Annotated in this window: 20 protein-coding genes; 8 read left to right on the forward strand and 12 right to left on the reverse strand. The window is 45.6% G+C overall.

What is annotated here, in order from left to right; genetic code table 11:
* Positions 1-19: 19 nt before the first annotated feature.
* The 6 genes from WAA15_RS15570 to WAA15_RS15595 all read left to right on the forward strand — a co-directional run bounded on the left by WAA15_RS15570 (position 20) and on the right by WAA15_RS15595 (position 5,355).
* Complete coding sequence (locus WAA15_RS15570; protein WP_337043721.1) at positions 20-1,057, forward strand: c-type cytochrome; 1,038 nt, start codon at positions 20-22, stop codon at positions 1,055-1,057.
* 162 nt (positions 1,058-1,219) lie between these two features.
* The gene (locus WAA15_RS15575; protein ID WP_337043722.1) at positions 1,220-2,623 is read left to right on the forward strand and encodes an OprD family outer membrane porin; all 1,404 of its coding nucleotides are present in this window, start codon (positions 1,220-1,222) and stop codon (positions 2,621-2,623) included.
* 6 nt (positions 2,624-2,629) lie between these two features.
* Positions 2,630-3,205, forward strand: a complete 576-nt coding sequence (locus tag WAA15_RS15580; RefSeq protein ID WP_337043723.1) for a YeeE/YedE family protein — start codon at positions 2,630-2,632, stop codon at positions 3,203-3,205.
* Between the two features lie 37 nt (positions 3,206-3,242).
* Positions 3,243-3,740 carry a YeeE/YedE family protein gene (locus WAA15_RS15585; protein ID WP_337043725.1) on the forward strand — a complete coding sequence of 166 codons (498 nt, stop codon included), beginning with the start codon at positions 3,243-3,245 and terminating at the stop codon, positions 3,738-3,740.
* A gap of 16 nt (positions 3,741-3,756) precedes the next feature.
* On the forward strand, positions 3,757-3,993 hold the full coding sequence (locus WAA15_RS15590; RefSeq protein ID WP_337043726.1) for a hypothetical protein: 237 nt from the start codon (positions 3,757-3,759) through the stop codon (positions 3,991-3,993).
* A gap of 186 nt (positions 3,994-4,179) precedes the next feature.
* Positions 4,180-5,355: a PAS domain S-box protein gene (locus WAA15_RS15595; RefSeq protein WP_337043727.1), complete on the forward strand. Its 1,176-nt coding sequence runs from the start codon at positions 4,180-4,182 to the stop codon at positions 5,353-5,355.
* A gap of 79 nt (positions 5,356-5,434) precedes the next feature.
* Here the strand turns inward: WAA15_RS15595 and WAA15_RS15600 are convergent, their stop codons facing one another.
* The gene (locus tag WAA15_RS15600) at positions 5,435-5,833 is read right to left on the reverse strand and encodes a DoxX family protein (protein WP_337043728.1); all 399 of its coding nucleotides are present in this window, start codon (positions 5,831-5,833) and stop codon (positions 5,435-5,437) included.
* Between the two features lie 118 nt (positions 5,834-5,951).
* Between WAA15_RS15600 and WAA15_RS15605 the strand changes: the two genes are divergently transcribed.
* A complete protein-coding gene (locus WAA15_RS15605; RefSeq protein WP_337043729.1) occupies positions 5,952-6,290 on the forward strand; it encodes a winged helix-turn-helix transcriptional regulator in 339 nt (112 codons plus the stop codon).
* A gap of 42 nt (positions 6,291-6,332) precedes the next feature.
* On the opposite strand, the gene WAA15_RS15610 is transcribed toward WAA15_RS15605, so the two are convergent.
* The 11 genes from WAA15_RS15610 to WAA15_RS15660 form a co-directional block, all read right to left on the reverse strand.
* Complete coding sequence (locus tag WAA15_RS15610) at positions 6,333-6,902, reverse strand: LutC/YkgG family protein (protein WP_337043730.1); 570 nt, start codon at positions 6,900-6,902, stop codon at positions 6,333-6,335.
* A 6-nt stretch (positions 6,903-6,908) separates the two neighbouring features.
* Positions 6,909-8,303: a lactate utilization protein B gene (locus tag WAA15_RS15615; RefSeq protein WP_337043731.1), complete on the reverse strand. Its 1,395-nt coding sequence runs from the start codon at positions 8,301-8,303 to the stop codon at positions 6,909-6,911.
* The gene (locus tag WAA15_RS15620; RefSeq protein WP_337043732.1) at positions 8,300-9,040 is read right to left on the reverse strand and encodes a (Fe-S)-binding protein; all 741 of its coding nucleotides are present in this window, start codon (positions 9,038-9,040) and stop codon (positions 8,300-8,302) included. Before WAA15_RS15620 ends, WAA15_RS15615 begins: the two co-directional genes overlap by 4 nt.
* A 28-nt stretch (positions 9,041-9,068) precedes the next feature.
* Positions 9,069-9,926, reverse strand: coding sequence for a 3-keto-disaccharide hydrolase (locus WAA15_RS15625; protein ID WP_337043733.1), 858 nt, complete (start codon positions 9,924-9,926; stop codon positions 9,069-9,071).
* A 114-nt stretch (positions 9,927-10,040) separates the two neighbouring features.
* Positions 10,041-11,321, reverse strand: coding sequence for a TIM barrel protein (locus WAA15_RS15630; protein ID WP_337043734.1), 1,281 nt, complete (start codon positions 11,319-11,321; stop codon positions 10,041-10,043).
* Between the two features lie 30 nt (positions 11,322-11,351).
* A complete protein-coding gene (locus WAA15_RS15635) occupies positions 11,352-12,362 on the reverse strand; it encodes a GntR family transcriptional regulator (RefSeq protein ID WP_337043735.1) in 1,011 nt (336 codons plus the stop codon).
* A 94-nt stretch (positions 12,363-12,456) separates the two neighbouring features.
* On the reverse strand, positions 12,457-14,538 hold the full coding sequence (locus tag WAA15_RS15640) for a bifunctional aldolase/short-chain dehydrogenase (protein WP_337043736.1): 2,082 nt from the start codon (positions 14,536-14,538) through the stop codon (positions 12,457-12,459).
* Positions 14,539-14,773: 235 nt separating this feature from the next.
* Positions 14,774-15,244: a LytR/AlgR family response regulator transcription factor gene (locus WAA15_RS15645; protein ID WP_337043737.1), complete on the reverse strand. Its 471-nt coding sequence runs from the start codon at positions 15,242-15,244 to the stop codon at positions 14,774-14,776.
* A gap of 422 nt (positions 15,245-15,666) precedes the next feature.
* The gene (locus WAA15_RS15650; protein ID WP_337043738.1) at positions 15,667-16,419 is read right to left on the reverse strand and encodes a LytR/AlgR family response regulator transcription factor; all 753 of its coding nucleotides are present in this window, start codon (positions 16,417-16,419) and stop codon (positions 15,667-15,669) included.
* A 157-nt stretch (positions 16,420-16,576) separates the two neighbouring features.
* Positions 16,577-17,755, reverse strand: coding sequence for a sensor histidine kinase (locus WAA15_RS15655; RefSeq protein WP_337043739.1), 1,179 nt, complete (start codon positions 17,753-17,755; stop codon positions 16,577-16,579).
* Between the two features lie 292 nt (positions 17,756-18,047).
* The gene (locus WAA15_RS15660) at positions 18,048-18,905 is read right to left on the reverse strand and encodes a DUF2306 domain-containing protein (protein ID WP_337043740.1); all 858 of its coding nucleotides are present in this window, start codon (positions 18,903-18,905) and stop codon (positions 18,048-18,050) included.
* A 263-nt stretch (positions 18,906-19,168) separates the two neighbouring features.
* Between WAA15_RS15660 and WAA15_RS15665 the strand changes: the two genes are divergently transcribed.
* Positions 19,169-20,539: a serine hydrolase domain-containing protein gene (locus WAA15_RS15665; protein WP_337043741.1), complete on the forward strand. Its 1,371-nt coding sequence runs from the start codon at positions 19,169-19,171 to the stop codon at positions 20,537-20,539.
* The last annotated feature ends 142 nt before the right edge of the window (positions 20,540-20,681 follow it).

Below are 20,681 nucleotides of genomic sequence, written 5' to 3' on the forward strand. Positions count from 1 at the left end.
TTATTGCCTGATTTACCTCATGGAAGAAAAAAATATCAAGCGCGTAATTACTTTTCTGAATATACTGGCAGTGCTGGGCGTTTTGCTTATTGCGGGCCTGCTGCTAGGTATGTTTCTTGAATATGCACCCGCGCCTGCCACTAACCCCAAAAAAGCATTTATTAAGATAGATACCAATTTTGTTGACCTCTGGACGGCCCCGTCCGACTGGAGAATGAGCCGCCTTGATGCCGAACAGCAACAGCTAATTAAATACGGAAAAGAACTCATTGCCCATACTGCCGACTACCTCGGGCCAAAGGGAAGCGTAGCGGCGATGTCGAACGGGATGAACTGCCAGAATTGCCACCTCAATGCCGGTACACAACCCTGGGGAAACAATTATTTTGCAGTTCAGGCTACTTACCCCCGTTTCAGAGAACGCTCAGGTTCGGTCGAAAACCAGTTTAGGCGCGTAAACGATTGCTTTGAAAGAAGCCTCAACGGCAAAGCTCTTGACTCGAGCAGCCATGAGATGAAAGCCATTCTGGCTTATATTAAATGGGTAGGTACGGATGTACCCAAGAAAACCACCCCCAAAGGAACCGGAATTTTTAAGCTCAAAGGCTTAAAACGCCCCGCCGACCCCGAAAAAGGTAAGCTGGTATATGAACAAAAATGCCAGAGTTGCCACCAGCCCGACGGCGGCGGAGTTCTGGCAGCCAACGGCAAAAGTTATAGTTATCCGCCGCTTTGGGGTAAAAACAGCTACAACAATGGTGCGGGTTTGTATCGTATCTCAAATTTTGCCGGATACGTCAAATACAATATGCCGCTTGGTACTGACTACAAAAAAACACAGCTTAGCGATGAAGAAGCGTGGGACGTGGCCGCCTTTGTGAACTCAATGCCTCGCCCCGAAAAAGACCTCAGCAAAGACTGGCCCAATATAGCGGGTAAACCTTTCGACCACCCCTTTGGCCCCTATGCCGACCCTTTCCCTGAAAGCCAACATAAATACGGGCCTTTTAAGCCAATAAAAGACTGGAAAGAAGCCCATAAGAAAAAGACCCTCTGAGACCCTTAGCTACATTTTCCGGTTCTGATACCTGCCCGCTGTTTACCCAGAGGGCTTTTTTGATATGCGCCTTCAGCACCAACAATATTTTCTCAATGTAACATTTGTCACGAACATCCAATGTTGTAGCTGATACTTTTGCATTCATGTTAGTGTCAGATTATGAGAAAAATCAGTTTACCACATATTTTCTGGTCATTTATTATCTCGCTCGGTTTTGCCAATGCCCAGATTATCCATTCGCAACCCGAAACAGCAAAAGATACCAGCACACTAGGCTACTTTTTTGGGAAAGGTCGTTTCTATGGCCATGCCCGCTCGTATGTGTCAGGCACAATAAATGAGGGGAGCCTAACCGATTACCACGCTTGGGTAATTGGTGCAGGCATAGGCTACCAGACCCCCCGATTCCTGAAACGCTTTCAGGTGGGGGTAAGTGTTTTTTTTATGTTTAATATTGAAACCTCCGACCTGCTGAAGCCAGACCCCTCGGCTAATCAGCCCAACCGTTACGAAATCGGGCTGTTTAATATCGAACGCCCCAATGATTACAAAGACCTCGACCGCCTCGAAGAACTGTTTCTTAAAACACATTTAGGCAAAAAATCGGTGTTGGTGGTGGGTCGTCAGGTTCCGCAAACGCCTTTTATTAACCCGCATGACGGACGAATGCGCCCAACGCTGGTTGAGTCGGCGGTGCTTGACCTGAACGAATGGAAAAACCTGAGTTTTCATGCAGAGTATATCTGGCGGATGTCGCCCCGCTCAACCATGCGGTGGTTCGATATAGGCCAAACCATCGGGCTTTATCCGGTTGGGTTAGGCATAGACGGCAAGCCCTCGCAATATAAAAACAACCTTGAGTCGAAAGGCATACTGATTGGTGGCGTAACGTATCAGAAAAACAAATGGAATATTCAGTTCTGGGATACCTACGTCGAAAATATTCTGAACACCAGCCACCTGAAAATTGAGTGGAAAACCAAACCCTTTGCCGGAAAAAACTGGCTACTGGGCGCGCAATATACTCATCAGCAACGGGCAGGTGATGGCGGCAACCCCGACCCCGCCAAAACCTATGTTCAGAGCAACGCCGGGGCCGATGTTTTTTCGGGGCGTGTTGGGCAGCAGTCGCCCAGATTCGACTGGTTTCTGAACGGAACCCGCATTACGGCACGCGGGCGTTATCTTTTGCCACGAGAGTGGGGCAAAGAGCCTTTCTACACATTTATGCCGCGCGAACGCAACGAAGGTTTTGGCGATTTAACGGCCGTTTCGGTCAATACTTTTTTCAAACCCCGCAAAAATATCAGAATAGAGGTAAGCGGAGGTTATTTCAAACTGCCCGATGTAAGCAACGTAGCCCTGAATAAATATGCTATGCCGCCGTATTCGCAGCTTAACCTGAGTTTCAACTACCAGTTCGGGCCTTACCTGAAAGGGCTTAACGCCCAATTGCTGGTAGTGCGTAAAGACTACCTCGGTAACGACTACCTCAAACCACAATATGTATTCAATAAAGTAAACATGACACATCTGAACTTAATTATTAACTATTATTACTAAATGCGTATGAAGCAATTTTTTGAGCTTATCCTCCAACCCTGGCCGTGGTATGTAGCCGGCCCTTTAATTGGCCTTACCGTGCCAACCCTTTTGCTGATTGGCAATAAATCGTTTGGGATTTCGTCGTCTCTGCGGCACATTTGTGCGGCTTGCATACCGGCCAATATTCCGTTTTTTAAATATGACTGGAAGAAAGAAATCTGGAACCTGATTTTTGTGGCAGGCGTGTTTCTGGGCGGGGTAATTGCCACTCATTTTCTGGAAAACCCCAACACATTTGTGCTTTCGGAAGCTACCATTGCTGATTTAAAAGCACTGGGCATTACCGATTTTTCGGGGCTTATGCCTGCCGACCTGTTTTCGGTCGATAACCTGTTTACTTTAAAAGGACTGGTTTTCTTCGTGCTGGGTGGTTTCATGATTGGTTTTGGTACACGCTATGCAGGCGGCTGTACGTCGGGCCACGCCATTATGGGCTTATCAAACCTGCAATGGCCGTCGCTGATAGCTACCTGCTGTTTTATGGTAGGAGGCATTACCATGACACACCTGCTTTTGCCACATATATTCAAACTATTTTAATCAGGAAACAACATTCAGTATCAGTTAAACTTGCCTTATGAACTATATTAAGAAAGAAATTACCAAACAAGAAGAGCTATTTGTGTGTGAAGCCCCCAACGACATGAAAAAACCGGAAGGTATTACGGGCAACCTGAAATACCTTGTAGTGGGCATCATGTTCGGAATAGTATTTGTAAAAGCCGAAATCATTTCATGGTTCCGCATTCAGGAGATGTTCCGTTTTCAGAGTTTTCACATGTATGGCGTAATCGGCAGTGCCGTGCTGGTAGGTATGCTGTCGGTCTATTTAATCAAGAAATTCAATATTAAAACAATAGCAGGCGAAACAGTAGAATTTCATCCGAAGAAATTTCAGCAGGGACAAATCTATGGCGGGTTGATTTTCGGTTTGGGGTGGGCCATAACGGGGGCTTGCCCGGGGCCGCTTTTTGCGCAAATCGGCAGCGGCTTTTTGGTAGTTATTGTTACGCTACTGAGTGCCATAGCCGGCACATGGGCCTACGGGTATTTTAAAGACAAATTGCCGAACTAAAAAACAAAATACGGCCTTGAAAGATTTTACCCAACAATGTGCAGCACAAGCACATTGTTGGGTTTTATTTGTTACAATGGCAGTGGTGTTTTCTGAAAATATGCTGAGCCAAATGGAGATATTTCTGGATACGATGATGGTAAGGAATATCCTTTTAATCTTAATCTATGCTCAGAATGCTCATGGTAAGGGTGTTATGGTTTGCAAGGTAAAATTAGCTTTTAAATGGGCTTCTTTTGGGGGCTTGGTTTAGGCACTTTCTTTGAAAAAATTCATCCATTTTAATGGTATTCATAAAATTATTACTTAAAATTGAAGTAATTTTTAATCTTCTGTGGCTTTGTGAGTTATTAAAAATAACAAAAACCTCTTTTCTGTGTCATAAAATTCTCGGCTTAAAAAGAAGTATTTGTCAGTTTAATATAATTTTTGCACAATAATGGATGATTTTAAATTAGAAGAGAAAAGAAGAATTGAGGCCGTGCATCAATTCCTGAAAATTGATTTTGATAAATCAAACGATTATCAGGATATTGTTGATTTAATTGCTGAAACTTGTGAAAAACCCATAGCCTTATTATCGCTTGTTGATGAAGACGTGAGCCGTATAAAAGTATGCGTGGGAGCAGATGCAAACCTGATAGCCAAAGAAAATTCGTTTTGTTTTCATGCCATGCAAGCAGGCGAACTGCTGGTAGTAGATGACCTCACAAAAGACAGCAGGTTTGACAACAACCCACTGGTACATACCAACCCCGGGCTTCAGTTTTATGCAGGTGTACCGCTGATACTGAGCAGTGGCATAAAAATTGGCTCGTTGTGCGTACTCGACTTTAAGCCAAGCTCTCTTACACCTCTCCAGAAAAGAATCCTGACTGTGCTGGCCAAACAAACCACACACCTGATGGAACTTGAAATTACCCACAAGCTACTGAAACTACAAGTGGAAGAAACAGAGGCAAGGAACAAATCGCTACAAAAAATTGCCTTTATACAGTCGCATGAGGTGCGCCACCCCTTAGCAACCATTATGGGGCTGGTTAATTTAATCAAAGAAAATTACATGACTGTAAACGAAGATTGGATTAACCTGCTTGACCAAGCTGCCAATAGCCTCGATAAAAAGATTTATTCTATCGTAAACGAAACCATTGCCGACAAAGATGTGCGGACGATACGGTTTTATAAAATGATAGAAGAAATTGAAGACTACGCCATTATTCTGCTCGATAGAGAAGGGAATATCGAAAACTGGAACATAGGTGCTGAAAAAATTAAAGGCTATAAGCCCATTGAAATTATAGGCAAAAACTTCTCGACGTTCTATACCGCAGAAGACCTGCACAATAACCGCCCGCAAATGTTAATTAATCAGTCAATACAAAATGGGTTTGCTAAAGACGAAGGCTGGCGGCTGAGAAAAGATGGCTCAACGTTCTGGGGGAGTATTCTTATTACAGCCATTCATGACGATAAAAAAAATGTAATAGGATTTACGAAGGTAACCCGAGATTTAACAGAAAAACATCTGGCAGAAGAAGCCAATAAAGCCTATATTAAACAACTCGAAAGCCAGATAAGAACACTAAGCAACTCATCTGCCAGACAGGCCTAAGACACATGGCAGACTTTACTGTATTAAGGGTATAACTGTTTATTTATACCCTTAATACAGTTTTTTATTTGTATTGCTTTCAGGCAGGCGTTTTTTTGCTGCGTACCCATGCAATAAAAGCAGCCATGAGCGCAAAAGCTACATTTATGCCTATCTGCGAGGCTTCTCCTCGGGTAATATGGAAAACGCTGGCGGCTACCATTAACGCAATAATGGCATAAGCAGTATAGACGGTTAGTATTGGCCTGATGCGCAGCACCTGCGGGAGTATCAGCCCCAAAGCTCCCAGAAAGTCGAGTACGCCTGTTAGTTTGGTGAGTAGGGGGTTAGGGGCCGTCCAGGGCCACATTTGGGCAAGCTGGCTGGCTGGCTTGAACAATTTCATGCCCGAGGCCCACAGCAAAGTAAGTGCCAGCAGAATCTGGCATATCCATGCAGCTATGTGTAATGGGGTTGAGGTATTCCGGTGATTTGTCATAGAATGAAACAGTTTCTTTATTTTGATGCAAGAATACCTAAATTTGCTATCCGAATGATAGTACTATCCTATTGGATAGCACTATCCGGCAAGATAGTATCGTTAAAATCATACCCCAATGTTAACAAAAGAAGGTTGCCCCAAAACAATGCTTTCAATTAAAGATGCCCTTGAGGCACTCGAAGGCAAATGGAAACTGCTCATATTATTTACGTTGTCGGCGGGGCCAAAGCGGTTCAGGCAGATAGCGCGCGAGGTAAGCGGCATAACCGATAAAACGCTTTCAAAAGAATTGAAGAATCTGGAAGCTAACGAACTCATCAGGCGGGATGTATACGATACTTTTCCGCCAACTGTCGAGTACTCTATTACTCAACATGGGTTATCGCTCGAACGCGTACTGCAAGAGCTACATTACTGGGGCTTGCAGCACCGCAAACAGGTAATAGGGAAGTAAAGAAAAGCGTAGGGCGGCTTTTACTTACTGTCCCCGCCAAGATTACTCGCCGTACAGAATTACCATCATGCTGCGTGCGCCGTGTGCGCCAATGACCAGTGCCTGCTCAATATCGGCTGTTTTAGAAGGGCCTGCAATAAAAGCCCCATAGCTGCCCGGGCTACCCAGCCGTTTGTAAGCCTCGTGCATATTGGCTACTACATTTTTTTTGGCCAGTACCAACACCAGATGCTGCGTTATGAAAGGCAAGGCCCTGTTAAGCATATTGGCCTCCGGCACCCAGATAGCCCCGTTTTCGGCCACGCCTATTTCGCCTTGTATAACGGCAAGGTCGGTTTGTTCCAGAATAGCCTTCGGGGTATCGGCGTTAATAGGTATGCTAGCTCTTACAAGCGCAGAACTCACGTTTTTCAGGTCAGCATAATAGGTATTAATTACAGCTTGGCAGTCTGGCAGTGTGGCTACCTCAATAGCGCGGCCACCTATGCCTTCCAGCACAGTTTTGAAGCGTGTCAGGCTGCCGTCGCCCTCAAATGCCGGAATCACTGGCACGGCTACTGCCGCAGGCTTGTTGGCTTTTATGTTGGCTAATATTTTTTCTCGGCTACTCATACAATCTCAGGATTTACCTTTTTGGTTTTTACTGTACCACTCCTTGAAACTCTGGCTCGGAGCGTCGGGCAACTCGCGGGCTTTTGCCCACGGATTCAGGCTTTGGGCATGGGTTATGCCATGCGGAAGCACCCGCAGTGCCCCGCGCGCCAGTTTTCCGCCGAGGTCATACACTTTAGGCATAGCTAGCATTTTGGCTAGCCCTTTCATGCCCCATTTTTTGCTTAGGGGTAATTCGTTCTCTTTGGCAACTACCTGCCGCCATTTATATAACTGTACGTGAATATCGATTTTTACGGGGCATACATCCGAACAGGAGCCGCAAAGTGTGCTGGCAAACGGCAATGTGCTGTATTTGTGCAGGTCGATATTGGGCGACAGAATAGCCCCAATTGGCCCCGGAACGGTAAAGTCATAGCTATGCCCGCCGCTGCGCCTGTATACAGGGCAGGTGTTCATGCAGGCCCCGCACCTGATGCACTTCAGCGAGTTTCTGAAATCGGCGCGGCCAAGCTGTTGGGTGCGGCCGTTGTCTACTATTACGATGTGCATTTCTTTGCCTTTGGCGGGTTTAGTGAAATGAGACGTGTACGTAGTAACGGGTTGCCCTGTGGCACTGCGTGCCAGTAGCCTGATAAACACCGAGAGGTGTTCTATTTTCGGAATAAGTTTTTCCATGCCCATGCAGGCAATGTGTACTTTAGCCAGATTCACGCCTAAATCGGCGTTGCCTTCGTTGGTACAAACCACAAAGCTGCCTGTTTCGGCCACTGCAAAATTAACGCCCGTCAGGGCTACATCGGCCTCAACAAATTTCTGTCTTAAATGCTGGCGGGCGGCTTCGGTGAGTGCCTGTGGGTCTTTCTCGCCTTTGGGTGTGCCGAGGTGCTGGTGGAAGGTTTCGCCTACATCTTCTTTTTTCAGATGAATAGCTGGCATTACTATATGGCTGGGTGGCTCGTTCCTGAACTGCACAATGCGCTCGCCGAGGTCGGTGTCTACTACTTCTATGCCGTTCTTTTGCAGAAAGGGGTTCAGGTGGCACTCTTCCGTAAGCATCGACTTGCTTTTAACCATCCTGACAGGCCCTGTTTTGCCTTTTACCGAAGCAGCATTGCTGATAATATCCAACACAATGCGGTTGTGTTCGTCGCCGTCGGCAGCCCAATGCACGTGTACGCCATTTTGCTGCGCATTTTTTTCAAATTCGAGCAGGTAGGTATCGAGGTTGCTCAGGGTATGGTCTTTGATTTGAGAAGCCAACTGGCGCAACTCCTGAAACTCAGGAATCGGATAAATGGCGCGGTCTCTTTTCTGGCGAACAAACCACAGGGTTTCGTCGTGCCAAGTAGTACGGTTATAATCGCTGTTAAATTTTTCGGCTAGGGCAGGGTGGTTCATGGTTGGCTTCCGTTCAGGATTTCTGCAATGTGCATAACTTTTATTGGTGCTTGCTGGCGTCTGACGATGCCCTCGAGGTGCATCAGGCACGACATATCGCCGCCTGTTAAAACCTGTGTCCCGTTTCGCAGGTGGTCGGCAATGCGGTCTTGCCCCATTCTGGCCGAAACGGCTTCTTCGCTGATACAAAACGACCCCCCGAAGCCGCAACACTCGTCGTTACGGTCAAGTTGGGTAATTTCAATGCCGCGTAGTTTTTTCAGCAGGGTCAGTATCTGCCCGTTTTTATCGCCTGTTATCTCCGAGGCGTTGGCCTGCCTTAGCCCGCGCTGCCCGTGGCAACTCAGGTGTAAGCCTACCTTATGCGGAAAATCGACCGGAATTTCGTCAACTTTCAGGATGTTTTCCAGAAAATCAACCAGTTCGTACACGCTCTTTCTGACCTTTTGTACGGCCGGCGTTTGCTCAATAATATCGTAATGTTTCCTGACGTGGTACGTACAACTCCCCGAGGGGGTAACCACGTAGTCGTAGTCGGCAAAGGTATCTGTAAAATGATGATACACCTCTTTGGAGTCCTGCTCGCAGCCGCTGTTGGCCATTGGTTGCCCGCAACAGGTTTGTTGCATAGGGAAGTGAACCTCAACGCCCAGTTTTTCTAAAAGCTGTAAGGTATTGATACCGACTTTCGGATAAAACTGGTCGACATAACACGGAATAAACAACGCTACTTTCATGATGTTTGGCTAGGCTGATAAATAAATCTTACTTTTTCTTGCGTTTATACACACATGATTTATTATCAGATTTCACGTAATAAGATTTGTAATTGCTGGCTTTGGGGTCGGTGCAGCCACACAGATTTAACAGTTCGACCTTGCGGAAATCGACAGGGTGGCTTTCGCTTTGCAGCGAAATGTACCCCTCGCCCAGCAGTTTGCCTTCAACCAGCAAGGCAGGGTCATGCCCAAGCACGTTGCCGCCGCCTGTTTGGGGTTTGGTGTATTCAAGTACTTTTTCGCCGTTTACATAATGCCTGATGAGCGAGTCGCCCAAGACCAGCACCTCGGCGCGCACCCATTGGTCGCCGTCGTAGGTTTTTGAGTCTGAGTTAATGCAATGGCGTTTATCAAGTTTGTTCTGGAACACAAGGTTTGTGCCGGGTGTACACACGTTGCAGGTGGTGCGTTTGCCGTTGCCTAAACCGCCCAATAACTGAACTTCTATTGAAATGGGGAAGTCTTGGTCTTTGCCCATACTTTCGGGCGACTGGCAATGCAACATGATGCCACTGTTGCGGGTAGCCCAGCCCGGGCCGTCTTTGGCCTGCTCGCCTACAAAACGGTATTCGACTGCAATTTTATAGTAGGAGAATTTATCTTTATAGAAAATATGCCCGAATTTTTCGTCGAACGATGAGTAGCCGTCATAACGTACTTTCATGAGGCCATCTTCTACCCTGAATGTCTTGCCAAAGTTATCGTCAAGGGCGTAGTTTCTGATTTTAATGTGCCAGTCTTTCAGGTCTTTTCCGTTAAAAAGCTGTTTCCATTCTTTAGGGGCGGCGTCCTGTGCGAAGGCCATCACAGGGAAATAAAGCAAAAAAGCCAGGATTTTTCTCATCGGTTGAATAGAGTAAGTTGTAAGGGTAATAATTTCAGTACAAAATAACAGCAAGTTTTGTAAACAAGACAATACCTGCCGGTTATTTTGTAATAAAAATGTATTGAGCCTGTTTTACAAGCCTGTGGCTACGCTGAATTTGCCGCGTTGCTGAATGAGGCTCTGGCGCACTTTGGCCTGACGGAAAGTAGCCACGGGGTCGAGCGCGCCACCTACCTGACGGCTGGCTTCGGCTACCAATGCCCTTACGTCGGTAAAGAAGGCATCGCGCAGGATTTCTTCGGCGGCCAGAACATCGTTCTGTTCCTGTGCATTGTTGAGGGCTTGGCGGTCAACGAGTAAGGCTTTGGCGTAGGTTGTCAGAATGGCATTAACCGACTGCAACAAGTCTTCGATGGGGTCTTTGGTGTTATGGCTGGCATCAATCATCCAAGCTAGTGTAGGGTTTTTCACGGCTGCATCGTGCATACCGTCAACGAGTTCGTTAAAAATCAGAAAGAACTGATACGGCTTGATGCTTCCGGTGGTGAGGTCGTCGTCGCCGTACATAGAGCCATTGAAATGAAAACCACCCAAACGCCCGAAGTGCATTAAACGCCCCACTATCTGCTCGATATTGGTATTAGGCAGATGATGCCCCAAATCGACCAGTACTTGTGCATTTTTACCTACCTGCTGGCAAAGCGAATACGAAGTACCCCAGTCAGGAATAACCATTGAGTAAAAAAACGGCTCATAAGGCTTGTATTCTATGAGCATGGTCCAGTCGTCGGGCATGGCTGCATAAATAGCACTGAGGGCATCGGCGGTGCGTTGGTAGGCGCGGCGGAAATGCTGCTGCCCGGGGAAATTGGAGCCATCGGCCAGCCATACGGTTAGCGTTTTTGAGTCGAGTTGTTTGCCGTATTCAATACAACTGATGTTGTGCTGAATGGCGAGGTCGCGGCTGTCGGCTCCGGTATGAGACAATGAGCCGAATTTATACGAAAAAGGTTGGTCTTTCTGGTCTTGAAAAGTATTGGAATTAACCGAGTCGATGCTCAGTTGATGGGTTTTTAGTAGTTGTTTGATGGCTTCAGGGTCTGACGGAATATCCCACGGGATATGTAAGGAAATTGAGTTCGACGACCCATTTAATTGGTGAATCAGCCCTACATCTTCAATTTTTTCTTCCAGTGTGCGGGGTTCGCCACCATTCGGGAAACGCCCGAAACGTGTGCCACCCGTACCCAATGCCCAGCTTGGAATAGCCACCTGAAATGCTTTTACTTTATTGATAATGGACTGTATATTGATGCCCTTGCGGTCGAGGAGTTCGCTCAGGTAGGCGAGTTTAAACTGGTGGTCGGCGTCGAGCTTCTGGTTATGGTTCTGTATGATTTCAGTTGTAAGCATAGGTATATGATGTTTGAGCGTTGAATCGGGCTAAAGGCTTTTGCGCCTGATAATATAAAACGGATTTTTGACTTTAATCTGTTTTTTGTCGAGCAAGAGGGCGGCGGCTGTGCGCCCCATGGTTTCAAAGTCGGTTGTGATAACGGTGATGTCGAGCAATTCTTTGAGCGTGGTTTCGTTGAACGATAACAGGCCGATTTCGTTGCCAAGCGTGTAGGGTGTCTGGCGGCTTTTTTTGATTAGCTCGGCCAAATCGGTTTCTTCTACTACCACATAAGCTGTTTGCGGTTGCAGGGTTTCGTCGGTGGCGTTTTCCCGAATTGCATATTCTTTGCGTGCATTAATACAGAAAAACCTGAAACCTTTTACAATCTCCTGCGGGTAGTTGCCATCACTCGGAAAAATCAGCACCATGCGCTGGTATTTGGCCAGCAGGTCGTTGGCCGATTCGAGTGTGTCTGCCACATCGTTTTCAAAATCCTGATACACGCTCAGGCAGGGGCTGGTGTATTCGGGCAGGTCTTTATCGAGCAAGACCAGTTCGTTCGGCGGAATTTTATCGAGTACTTTCAGAGCAAGGTTTTTGTCAGTTTCAGGAAAAAAATGGGGCATTACTACATAGTAATTGTACTTACCCAGATTTTTATCTATGATTTCTTCAAAAAGGCGGGCGTTGTAGTGGTGTATCTGTAAATCAACGCTTGCTTTCTCGCCCAGTACTTTCAGAAAAGCGTAGTAGATGATTTTCTTGTAAGAGCTTAATTTGTTGAAAACCAACAGAATACGCATTTTGTTATGCTCCTTGCCATTCACATAAAAGCCTTTGCCTTGCACGGCTGTAATGTAGCCTTGCTCTTTTAATTCGCGGTAGGCTTTCTCGACGGTATCACGCGCTAGGTAGTACTCTTCGCTCAACTCACTGATAGAGGGCAACTGCTCGTTTTTTCTGAGCACAGCCCGCTCAATATCCGCAACGACCGACTGCACAATTTGCTTGTACTTGGGGGTTTTATCATTGGGGTTGAGTTGTAATTTATACATTTTTTCCGAATAATTTTTTTGAGAAAAACAGCACCCTACGTTTGTAAATAGGGTTTTGCCCTGCGTAGCTACCTACGCAGGGAACGAGCAACGGTTATCTGACAAAGGCAACGGCTACGCCGCCATCTACGTTTAATATATTTCCGGTCGATTTCGCCAAACTGCCATCTACAAAAACTCTTACGGCTTTGGCTATGTCTTCGGTCAGGATTTCTTCGTTCAGCAACGTGCGTGAGGCATACATTTTGGGCAGGTCTTCTACCTTTATGCCGTATGCTTTGGCGCGGCCTTCGGCCCAGTCGCCTTCCCATATTTTACTGCCACGCAGCACGGCGTCGGGGTTTACGGTGTTTACCCTGATTTTATCTTTGCCCAGTTCGGCAGCCAGCAGGCGGCTCATGTGTGCCTGTGCAGCTTTGGCGGTTCCATACCCTACATTGTTAGGGCCTGCAAATAAAGCATTTTTGCTGGCAATATTCACGATGTCGCCACCTAAAGCCTGTTGGCGCATAATTTTTACGGCCTCCTGCGACACCAGAAACTGCCCTTTTACGAGTACATCCTGCAAAATATTCCAGTCGGCAAGGGTGTGTTCTTCCAACGGTTTCGAGATAGACAAACCCGCACAGTTAACAACGATGTCGACCCCGCCAAACTGTAATACGCCGAGCTTGAGTGCCTCGGCAATGGGTTCGGGCTGGGTTACATCAATTTTAACTGTTATGGCTACATCTTTGCCGTATTTCTGGCGTAGTTCGGTTTGGGTTTCTTCCAGTAAGTCGCGGTCGGCGGCTATAATACAAGCCCCTTCTCTGAGCAATTCTTCACAAATAGCCTTGCCGATACCCCCTGTGCCACCTGTAACAAAGGCTACCTTGCCCGAAAGCGACTTTGGTTTGGGCATCCGTTGCAGTTTGGCTTCTTCCAATAGCCAGTATTCAATATTAAAGGCTTCTTGCTCGCTTAGCCCTACGTACTCCGAAATGGCCTCGGCCCCTTTCATTACGTTAATGGCATTGATATAAAACTCTGAGGCCACGCGGGCCGTTTGTTTGTCTTTGGCAAAAGAGAACATCCCCACACCCGGATACAGAATTACCACAGGATTGGTGTCTCTGATAGTGGGGCTGTCGGGGTGTTTGCAGCGTTCGTAGTAGGCGGTGTAGTCGGCACGGTAGGCTTCAAACTGTGCGGCTATTGCTTCTTTGGTAGTGCCTTGCAATACCAGCGGGCGTATTTTGGTACGTAAGAAGTGGTCGGGGCAGCTAGTGCCTTTTTGCGCCAGCCTTTCGAGGTCGTTCGAGTTCACAAATTCCAGCACACGTTCGTCGTCAGTAAAGTGGCCTGTCATTCTTCTGTAACTCGATGCCAGCCCCCGTAGTGTAGGCATTAGTTCTGCTGCGGCGGTTTTGCGTTCGTCGGCAGGTTTTGAACTGATTTTGGCTCCCCCAAAAACAGGGCGTTTTTTGCCATAGTGTTGTTCGAGGTAAACCGAGGCCATTTCAATGACCTGAAGCGTATTTATATAAGACTCATACGAGGTGTTGCCCCAAGTAAAAAGCCCATGCCCGCCCAGAATAACGCCCCTGAGGTTGGGGTTGTCCTGAACGGTTTTTTCGAGTTGTAGCCCGAGGTCAAAACCCGGGCGTTGCCACGGAAGCCAAGCTACGGTATCGCCCCAGATTTCCTTCATGATGGCCTCGCCGTCTTTACTGGCAGCAATGGCAATGAGGGCGTCGGGGTGCAGGTGGTCAATATGTTTAAATGGCAACAGGCCATGTAATGGAGTATCAATAGAAGGTGCGGCGCATTTGGGGTCAAATAGGCAATGGTCAAACAGCCCTACCATTTCGTCTTCAAAGGCCAGCCCACGGTAACGTTTTTTAAGTGCATGAAGCCTGTTTACATACAGGTTGGCACAGCCTTTTTTGGTAAGTGTGCCGATGTCACCGCCAGAGCCTTTTACCCACATTACTTCTACGGGGTCGGCGGTGAGGGGGTCGGTTTCTGTAATTTTGCAGGAGGTGTTCCCGCCAGCATAATTGGTCAGGCGGAGGTCGGCCCCAAGCAGATTTGAGCGATAAATGAATAAATCTACTTCGTTATTGGCTAATTCGGCGGCTTTGTTGTGGTCCCACAGGTAGCTAACATGTTTGAATGTTAGGGTATTTTCCATGTTTTTATAGTAAGATTAAATGATGATACATACGCTTGAACTTTGTACAAAAGTCGGCATATTTTTACAAAAATCTTCATGTACTCTCCTGTAAGCGCAGGGTTTTAACCGGAAAAGATTAGGCAGCAGGGTAGGGGCAGAAAAGTTTGGAATAGCCTAAAAAAATAAAGTGCCAGATTAGCCAGCACTTTATTCTCGTAACCCAAAAAGTAAAAAATAATGTTTTTAAATATCTTTATGACATCCTGATCGATGTCTTTAGTTTAATAGTTGAAGAAACGTTTTGGCCGGTGGTGCGTAAAAATCTTCTGTATTTACGACGAAATTCGGCGGCTTTTCTTCTTGATATAATAATTTTCTCGTCATGAATCAGGACTTCTCCTCCACGACAATTAAAATATAGGTCTTTTACGTGTTCTAAATTAATGATGTACGAACGGTGTAGTCTTACAAAGTTTGTAATATCTTCTAATTCCTCTTCAAAGATTCTTAGCGTTTTAGAACTGATAACTTCTCTTCCGTCGGCGAGCTTAAAAATTGTGTAATTTTTAGCGCTTTTTAAATATAAAATATCACCGAGCTTCACCATGTTACGTTTGCCAGCAACTCTCATGGACATATTAGCTCCAGTAGCTTGGCTTTCCACATTATGTACCACCGTGAATCCTTCATGGCTGAACGGTGTCTTATAAATTAGCTTATTCATTCGTTCAAGGAAAGCTTTAATGTTGTTGAATTTTAAAGCAAGTTAATTTTGACGTATAACTATTACAACAACGATTCGGTAAATGGTAGCAAAAAAAAGATAAGTGGCAGATAATCTTATGTAATCGAACTTTTTACGAAACCACTAAACCGATAGAGAAAGGTATTTTTGTATAATGTAGTGTTTTTTTTTAATATTTTTTAGATAAAATTATTGAACGGATACATTTAAAGAGGCAATTTTGAGGTGTTTTTGCATGAAAAAAGGAGCAGAAACACGCTTTTTCTGCTCCTTAAATCTGTATAAAAAATGTGCCAGTTTTGTTGTTCCGAGATTAAAATTTGTTGTGTCTAAAACCTTAGACAGCAACGTAATAGAAGCTCCGGCAAAGCCGTTTGCACATATACCGTTTTTTATTTGTACTAGATGTTGCTTAGCCACTCCAGAAACTCCGACTTCCGGCGGCGCGATACAGGCAGTTCGGTGCCTTGTTCGGTCGTGATGGTTCCGCCCTCGCCTTTGGTGTATTTCTTGATGTAATCGCGGTTCACAAGAAACGAGTGATGGATACGGAAAAAGTCATAGCTGGCCAGTAGGTCTTCAAAATCCTTGATACTTTTCGAGACGGTTATTTTCTGGTTATCGTTCAGGTAAATATGCGTATAGTCTTCGTCTGCTTCACAATAGATAATATTATTGACCGGAATAAACTGAAAGCCATTCAGAATTGGTAACGGAATTTTGTTCGACTTGTCGCGAGGGTTGCGCAAGTTCTGAATCAGGTGGTCGAAATTCTGTTGACTGTTTTTCTTTTCAATGCGTTCTTTGGCTTTGGCAATGGCTTGTTTAAGTTCTTCAATATTAATGGGCTTTAGCAGGTAATCTAAGGCACTGAATTTAATAGCTGTAACGGCATAGTGGTCAAACCCTGTGGTAAAAATAACCTCGAATTTCGGATTAGTGAATTTCTCTAAGAGGTCGAAACCACTCCCATGAGGCATCTCTACGTCCAGGAATACAATATCCGGCGATTTTTCCTGAATAAGCTGATACGCTTCTTGTATTGAATTGGCGGTACCAATTACCTCTACCTCTGACGAGCAGAAGAGGTAAATAATACTGCTTAGGGTTTCAACACTTCGATTTTCGTCATCAACTATAATAGCCTTATACATAAAAGGTTTTGTTTACAAGTTTACTGGTCTACGAATAGTTAGCACAATATTAGCCAAAGCAAATTTGCCAATAATTCTGTTCTTTTATTATTGGTGAATAGGTTTATGTATAGGGAGGGGGATGCTTAATACCACAAAAGAAAAGAAACATTACAAATTAACCAAATTTTGGAAATTTAATTTCAATTGTTGTACCAACATCGGCTCCGGTTTCAAAAGGTGGTTTGAGGCGGTCTTCAACCAGAAAATGGATGTCAACATCGGCAATCTGATTGAAGGTCTGCAAGCGTTCTTCTGTGATTTTCAAGCCCTGAGACTTATAGCCCTTTCTTGATTTGGACTGAATCTGTCTGGCGCGCTCGCGGCCTACCCCGTCATCTTCTATTCTACATACAAGGTATTTACCCTGATTGAAAAAACTCATATATAAATTGCCTTTGGTTTCTTTGTACCGCAGGCCGTGGTTAATGGCGTTTTCGATAAACGGCTGGAGTATCATGGTCGGAATCTCGACAAAGCGGTTTACTTCGGGCGATACGTTCAGATGAAACTCAAATTTGTTTTCAAAACGCAACATTTCTATCTCTATATACAGGCTCAGGAGTTTTATCTCGTCGGCAAGAGTAATGTACTTGCTGCGCGAGGAATCCAGAAACAGCCTGATAAGATTAGCAAATTTCGATAAATAGTTATTAGCCGCGATGGTGTCGCGGTTAAGAATAAAACTCTGTACAGCATTGAGGGCATTAAAAACGAAGTGGGGGTTCATTTGTAATTGCAGCGTGCGTAGTTCGAGTTCGGTTACCTGCCGGTGGTGCCGTTGCTCCTCGTCAGACCAGAATTTCAGAAAACGCTCGCGGCCATAAAACAACCCGAACAGCGTAATAAAACAAGACCCCCAGAACCACCACGACCGCCACCACGGGTATTCTATTTTAAACTCAACAATGGCGGGTTCGCTTTCTTGTTTGCTGGCATTAATGGCCACAAGTTCAAAATGGTAAACGGCTGGCCTGAGGCTGTCGATTTTTACCATAGGTTTAGACGTATAAAACCACTCGGAGGGTTTGGCTCCCTCAAAGCTGTTTTCTACGATGCGGTATTTATAGCTTACGTTTGGCTGCGCTGGTACTGCGGCCAAATCAAACTCCAGTACGTTGTTATCGTAGTCTACATAGTAATTTTCCTGAATCGGCATGTCTCTCCCAGCTATCTCGATACGAGTTATTTTAGCTTTAAAGTTTTTGGCTTTTTCAGAAGAATTATTTTTCTGTGCAAAAGCACCAGTATGTATGCACAAGCAAAGTAAAACAATGATAAAGAATGGCTTCAGCATCAGAAAAATTAGGTAGATTAGAGAATAAGTAACCCTTATGCTAGTAAAATACTTTTATCAAAGCAAAAGCAAAATTAGTGCCGTTTTTTTATCGAACGGTGGTTTTTTTGCTCTCAGACTCATAAAGCCACAAATGAAATAAAAAACCACAGAAAGAAAAAGAACCAGCTTCAAAAATAAAGCCGAAACTCTCAGGCAAACAGGTACGATAGTATACGTAACGCAGGCATTTGGCTGAAAACCCCAAACATAGCAGCGTTGCTGCATAGCACCCATAAACCAACCCACTAATTTATGCCAACCATTTAATAATGGCCGGCCCCCAGTATTCTTTAGTGAAGAAATAAGTGCCTAGAAGCAAAAAGCTGATAACCCCTAGCAAGATAACTGTAAATACAATGTTAATGGCCGTTGGGGGAGTCTTGTTTTTATCGGAGCGGATAACTATTTCGGCTACCAATAGGTTGGGCAGGTAAAAGAAAAACGCCATGACACCATCAAACAACCCAGTAAAGTTTGAGTTATGCCCCGCGCCACCGGTCAGAAGAATCCAGAAGCCGTAGTCCATGCGGTAAAGCCATGAGCCAATAGCCAGTGCATACAGGCGCAAAGCCCATGCTCGGTGCTGGTCGGTTTTACGCGCTACGGCGTATTTGTAAGTAGCTACCGAGCAAAGAATCATTAACAGGCCATATAACCCAAAACCAATGTTCATGACCATGCCGCCAATGGTTCCTTTAATAAATATAAAAGATAGCCCGCCTAAAGCAGCAAAAAGAGAAGCTATGAGGTAAATACGCCCGATGGCGCGGTGTATGGCCGGATACTTGATTCGGACGGCATCAATCAGTTGAATACTACCCAATACAAGGATGATTCCGCCCATGAAAAAGTGTAAGCCTATACCCGTAGTAGCTTGTGTGGCCCCCTCTGAGTACAAACCGGGCAGAATTTCGTTCCAGCGGGTTAGTTTCCCTTCAGACAAAGCGGCTACATAAAAAGCCAGTATGTACAAACCAAACAACCCTGCACTAACCCAGACGGTAGCCACAAGTAGCGTACGTGTCCAGCCCAGAATACGGGCCGATAATAGATGTACCTTTGAAAACTCAGGAAGTTTATTAGCTTCAAGCGTATTTGTTTCTAACATAAAAAGAGGTAATTATAGTAGTGTTTAAAGTAAATACTGGCAAAACTATGCTTAGGTAGGTACATAGTTTTTTGCCATGAAGGGTAAAATTGCTAAGAAAAAACTTTAACAAAAATACAATGAAAAAATCTTTTTCCCAGAAAAAAAGCTATTCACTTGGCAGGTTTTCGGCAACAAATACCTTTTGTGCTGTGCCGATTTAAAAAATAGCGGTATATTCACCTGCCTAATTTGGCTATTAATGATTTGTGCCTGATTTTTCTATGAAGTTTTTAATGCTATTAGCTACCCTTTGCCTGAGTGTTGTCTGGCCGCAGGCCGTAGCACAAACAGCCAAAGCCACCGCTATTGATACCCTGCTTACACGCCTGCACCACCAACAGCTTTTTAATGGAGCCATTGTAGTAGGGCAGAAGGGCAATATACTCCTGAGCAAAGGCTATGGTTATGCCCATTTTGCTAAAGAGTTACCCTTTACCCCCGATACACCTGCCGACGGCGGCTCAAATGCAACTACTTTTACGGCTGCTGCTATGCTTATGCTGGCCCAGCAGCACCAGCTAAGCCTCCTCGACTCGGTGCAGCAATATGTGCAATACCCATATACTCACACCAGCCTCTGGAACCTGCTCACCCATAGCACGGGCGGCTTACCAGACTATGACTATTATTTTGAAAAACTTCCGGCCGACGAGGTGCTAAGTTCTTTAAGTATGCTGCGTATACTGAACGAGCAAAAACCGCCCCTCGGCTACGCCCCCGATACGAATTTCAGTTATGACACCCCTGCTTTTGATGTAGCGTCGGCGGTGGTGGCGCAGGTAAGCGGAATGCCCTATCTGGAGTTTCTGTATACGCACTTTTTTACGCCCCTGCAAATGCAACATTCAGGCGGGAGGCCCTCGTTGCTTGAACAATGGAAGACCGACAGGGCCATAGGCTACCGCTACCAGAATGGCTCTTTACAGGTTGATGACATCGGCGACCGCGAAGGTTTTTATGGTGGAGGAAATTTGTGGTTTTCGGCGGCCGACCTTTACCGCTGGGGGCAGTCGTTTTACTATAAACCGCTGCTCGATGCCTCGCTGATTCGTGTTATTACCTCAACCGTAGCAATTAAAAGCAAGGTGTCGCGGCTTAGCCTCGGCGGTTGGTACGAAGGCCGCAGCCGCCATGCCCACTATTACTGGGGCAGTGTGGCAGGTTTTTACAGCTTTGTTTACTGGGATACCCAACAGCAATTTACTATTGCGCTGGTAAGCAATGTTAGTATTCCGCAATGGGCCAGACCTGCCCTCACAAACGCCTTGATTGATGCACTGGAGGGCCGCCCTATACCTGCCATTAAAGAACCCCAAGCCGAAAAAACCGACCCCGCTCAATGGCCTATGCTGGCAGGTACTTACGACACAGAAACTGCCGGACGTGTAACGCTTTACCTGAAAGATACCCAACCTTTTTTGCAGGTGCAAACGGGTATGGAGTATCGACTCTTTCAGGTAGACGACAAAACGTTTTATGTACCGGGCCTTGATTGGTGGTTGTCGTTTCAGGACAAACAGAACAACATATTTCAGACGTTGCTGTGGCGTTCAAGCCATGAGCAGTCTGTTGGTAAAAGAGTGGTAGAGTAAATGATAGTGCTAGACCCGTAGGGAGTAACACTATCATTAATGCTGTAATCGATATTATGCCTGATGTGGTCTAGTTTGCTTTTGACCACACAAGAATTGAAACACCCCCCAACGCGTGCGTAGGTATTTCATGATTTATGTG

Origin of the sequence: Emticicia sp. 17c (genome assembly GCF_037153985.1) — a bacterium.
In the GTDB taxonomy this organism is placed as follows: Bacteria; Bacteroidota; Bacteroidia; order Cytophagales; family Spirosomataceae; genus Emticicia.

Excerpts from the sequence above, each read along its gene's own strand:
- WAA15_RS15570 (WP_337043721.1), top strand. The coding sequence starts at position 20 with ATGGAAGAAAAAAATATCAAGCGCGTAATTACTTTTCTGAATATACTG.
- WAA15_RS15575 (WP_337043722.1), top strand. The coding sequence starts at position 1,220 with ATGAGAAAAATCAGTTTACCACATATTTTCTGGTCATTTATTATCTCG.
- WAA15_RS15580 (WP_337043723.1), top strand. The coding sequence starts at position 2,630 with ATGAAGCAATTTTTTGAGCTTATCCTCCAACCCTGGCCGTGGTATGTA.
- WAA15_RS15585 (WP_337043725.1), top strand. The coding sequence starts at position 3,243 with ATGAACTATATTAAGAAAGAAATTACCAAACAAGAAGAGCTATTTGTG.
- WAA15_RS15595 (WP_337043727.1), top strand. The coding sequence starts at position 4,180 with ATGGATGATTTTAAATTAGAAGAGAAAAGAAGAATTGAGGCCGTGCAT.
- WAA15_RS15600 (WP_337043728.1), bottom strand. The coding sequence starts at position 5,833 with ATGACAAATCACCGGAATACCTCAACCCCATTACACATAGCTGCATGG.
- WAA15_RS15605 (WP_337043729.1), top strand. The coding sequence starts at position 5,952 with ATGTTAACAAAAGAAGGTTGCCCCAAAACAATGCTTTCAATTAAAGAT.
- WAA15_RS15610 (WP_337043730.1), bottom strand. The coding sequence starts at position 6,902 with ATGAGTAGCCGAGAAAAAATATTAGCCAACATAAAAGCCAACAAGCCT.
- WAA15_RS15615 (WP_337043731.1), bottom strand. The coding sequence starts at position 8,303 with ATGAACCACCCTGCCCTAGCCGAAAAATTTAACAGCGATTATAACCGT.
- WAA15_RS15620 (WP_337043732.1), bottom strand. The coding sequence starts at position 9,040 with ATGAAAGTAGCGTTGTTTATTCCGTGTTATGTCGACCAGTTTTATCCG.
- WAA15_RS15625 (WP_337043733.1), bottom strand. The coding sequence starts at position 9,926 with ATGAGAAAAATCCTGGCTTTTTTGCTTTATTTCCCTGTGATGGCCTTC.
- WAA15_RS15630 (WP_337043734.1), bottom strand. The coding sequence starts at position 11,321 with ATGCTTACAACTGAAATCATACAGAACCATAACCAGAAGCTCGACGCC.
- WAA15_RS15635 (WP_337043735.1), bottom strand. The coding sequence starts at position 12,362 with ATGTATAAATTACAACTCAACCCCAATGATAAAACCCCCAAGTACAAG.
- WAA15_RS15640 (WP_337043736.1), bottom strand. The coding sequence starts at position 14,538 with ATGGAAAATACCCTAACATTCAAACATGTTAGCTACCTGTGGGACCAC.
- WAA15_RS15645 (WP_337043737.1), bottom strand. The coding sequence starts at position 15,244 with ATGAATAAGCTAATTTATAAGACACCGTTCAGCCATGAAGGATTCACG.
- WAA15_RS15650 (WP_337043738.1), bottom strand. The coding sequence starts at position 16,419 with ATGTATAAGGCTATTATAGTTGATGACGAAAATCGAAGTGTTGAAACC.
- WAA15_RS15655 (WP_337043739.1), bottom strand. The coding sequence starts at position 17,755 with ATGCTGAAGCCATTCTTTATCATTGTTTTACTTTGCTTGTGCATACAT.
- WAA15_RS15660 (WP_337043740.1), bottom strand. The coding sequence starts at position 18,905 with ATGTTAGAAACAAATACGCTTGAAGCTAATAAACTTCCTGAGTTTTCA.
- WAA15_RS15665 (WP_337043741.1), top strand. The coding sequence starts at position 19,169 with ATGAAGTTTTTAATGCTATTAGCTACCCTTTGCCTGAGTGTTGTCTGG.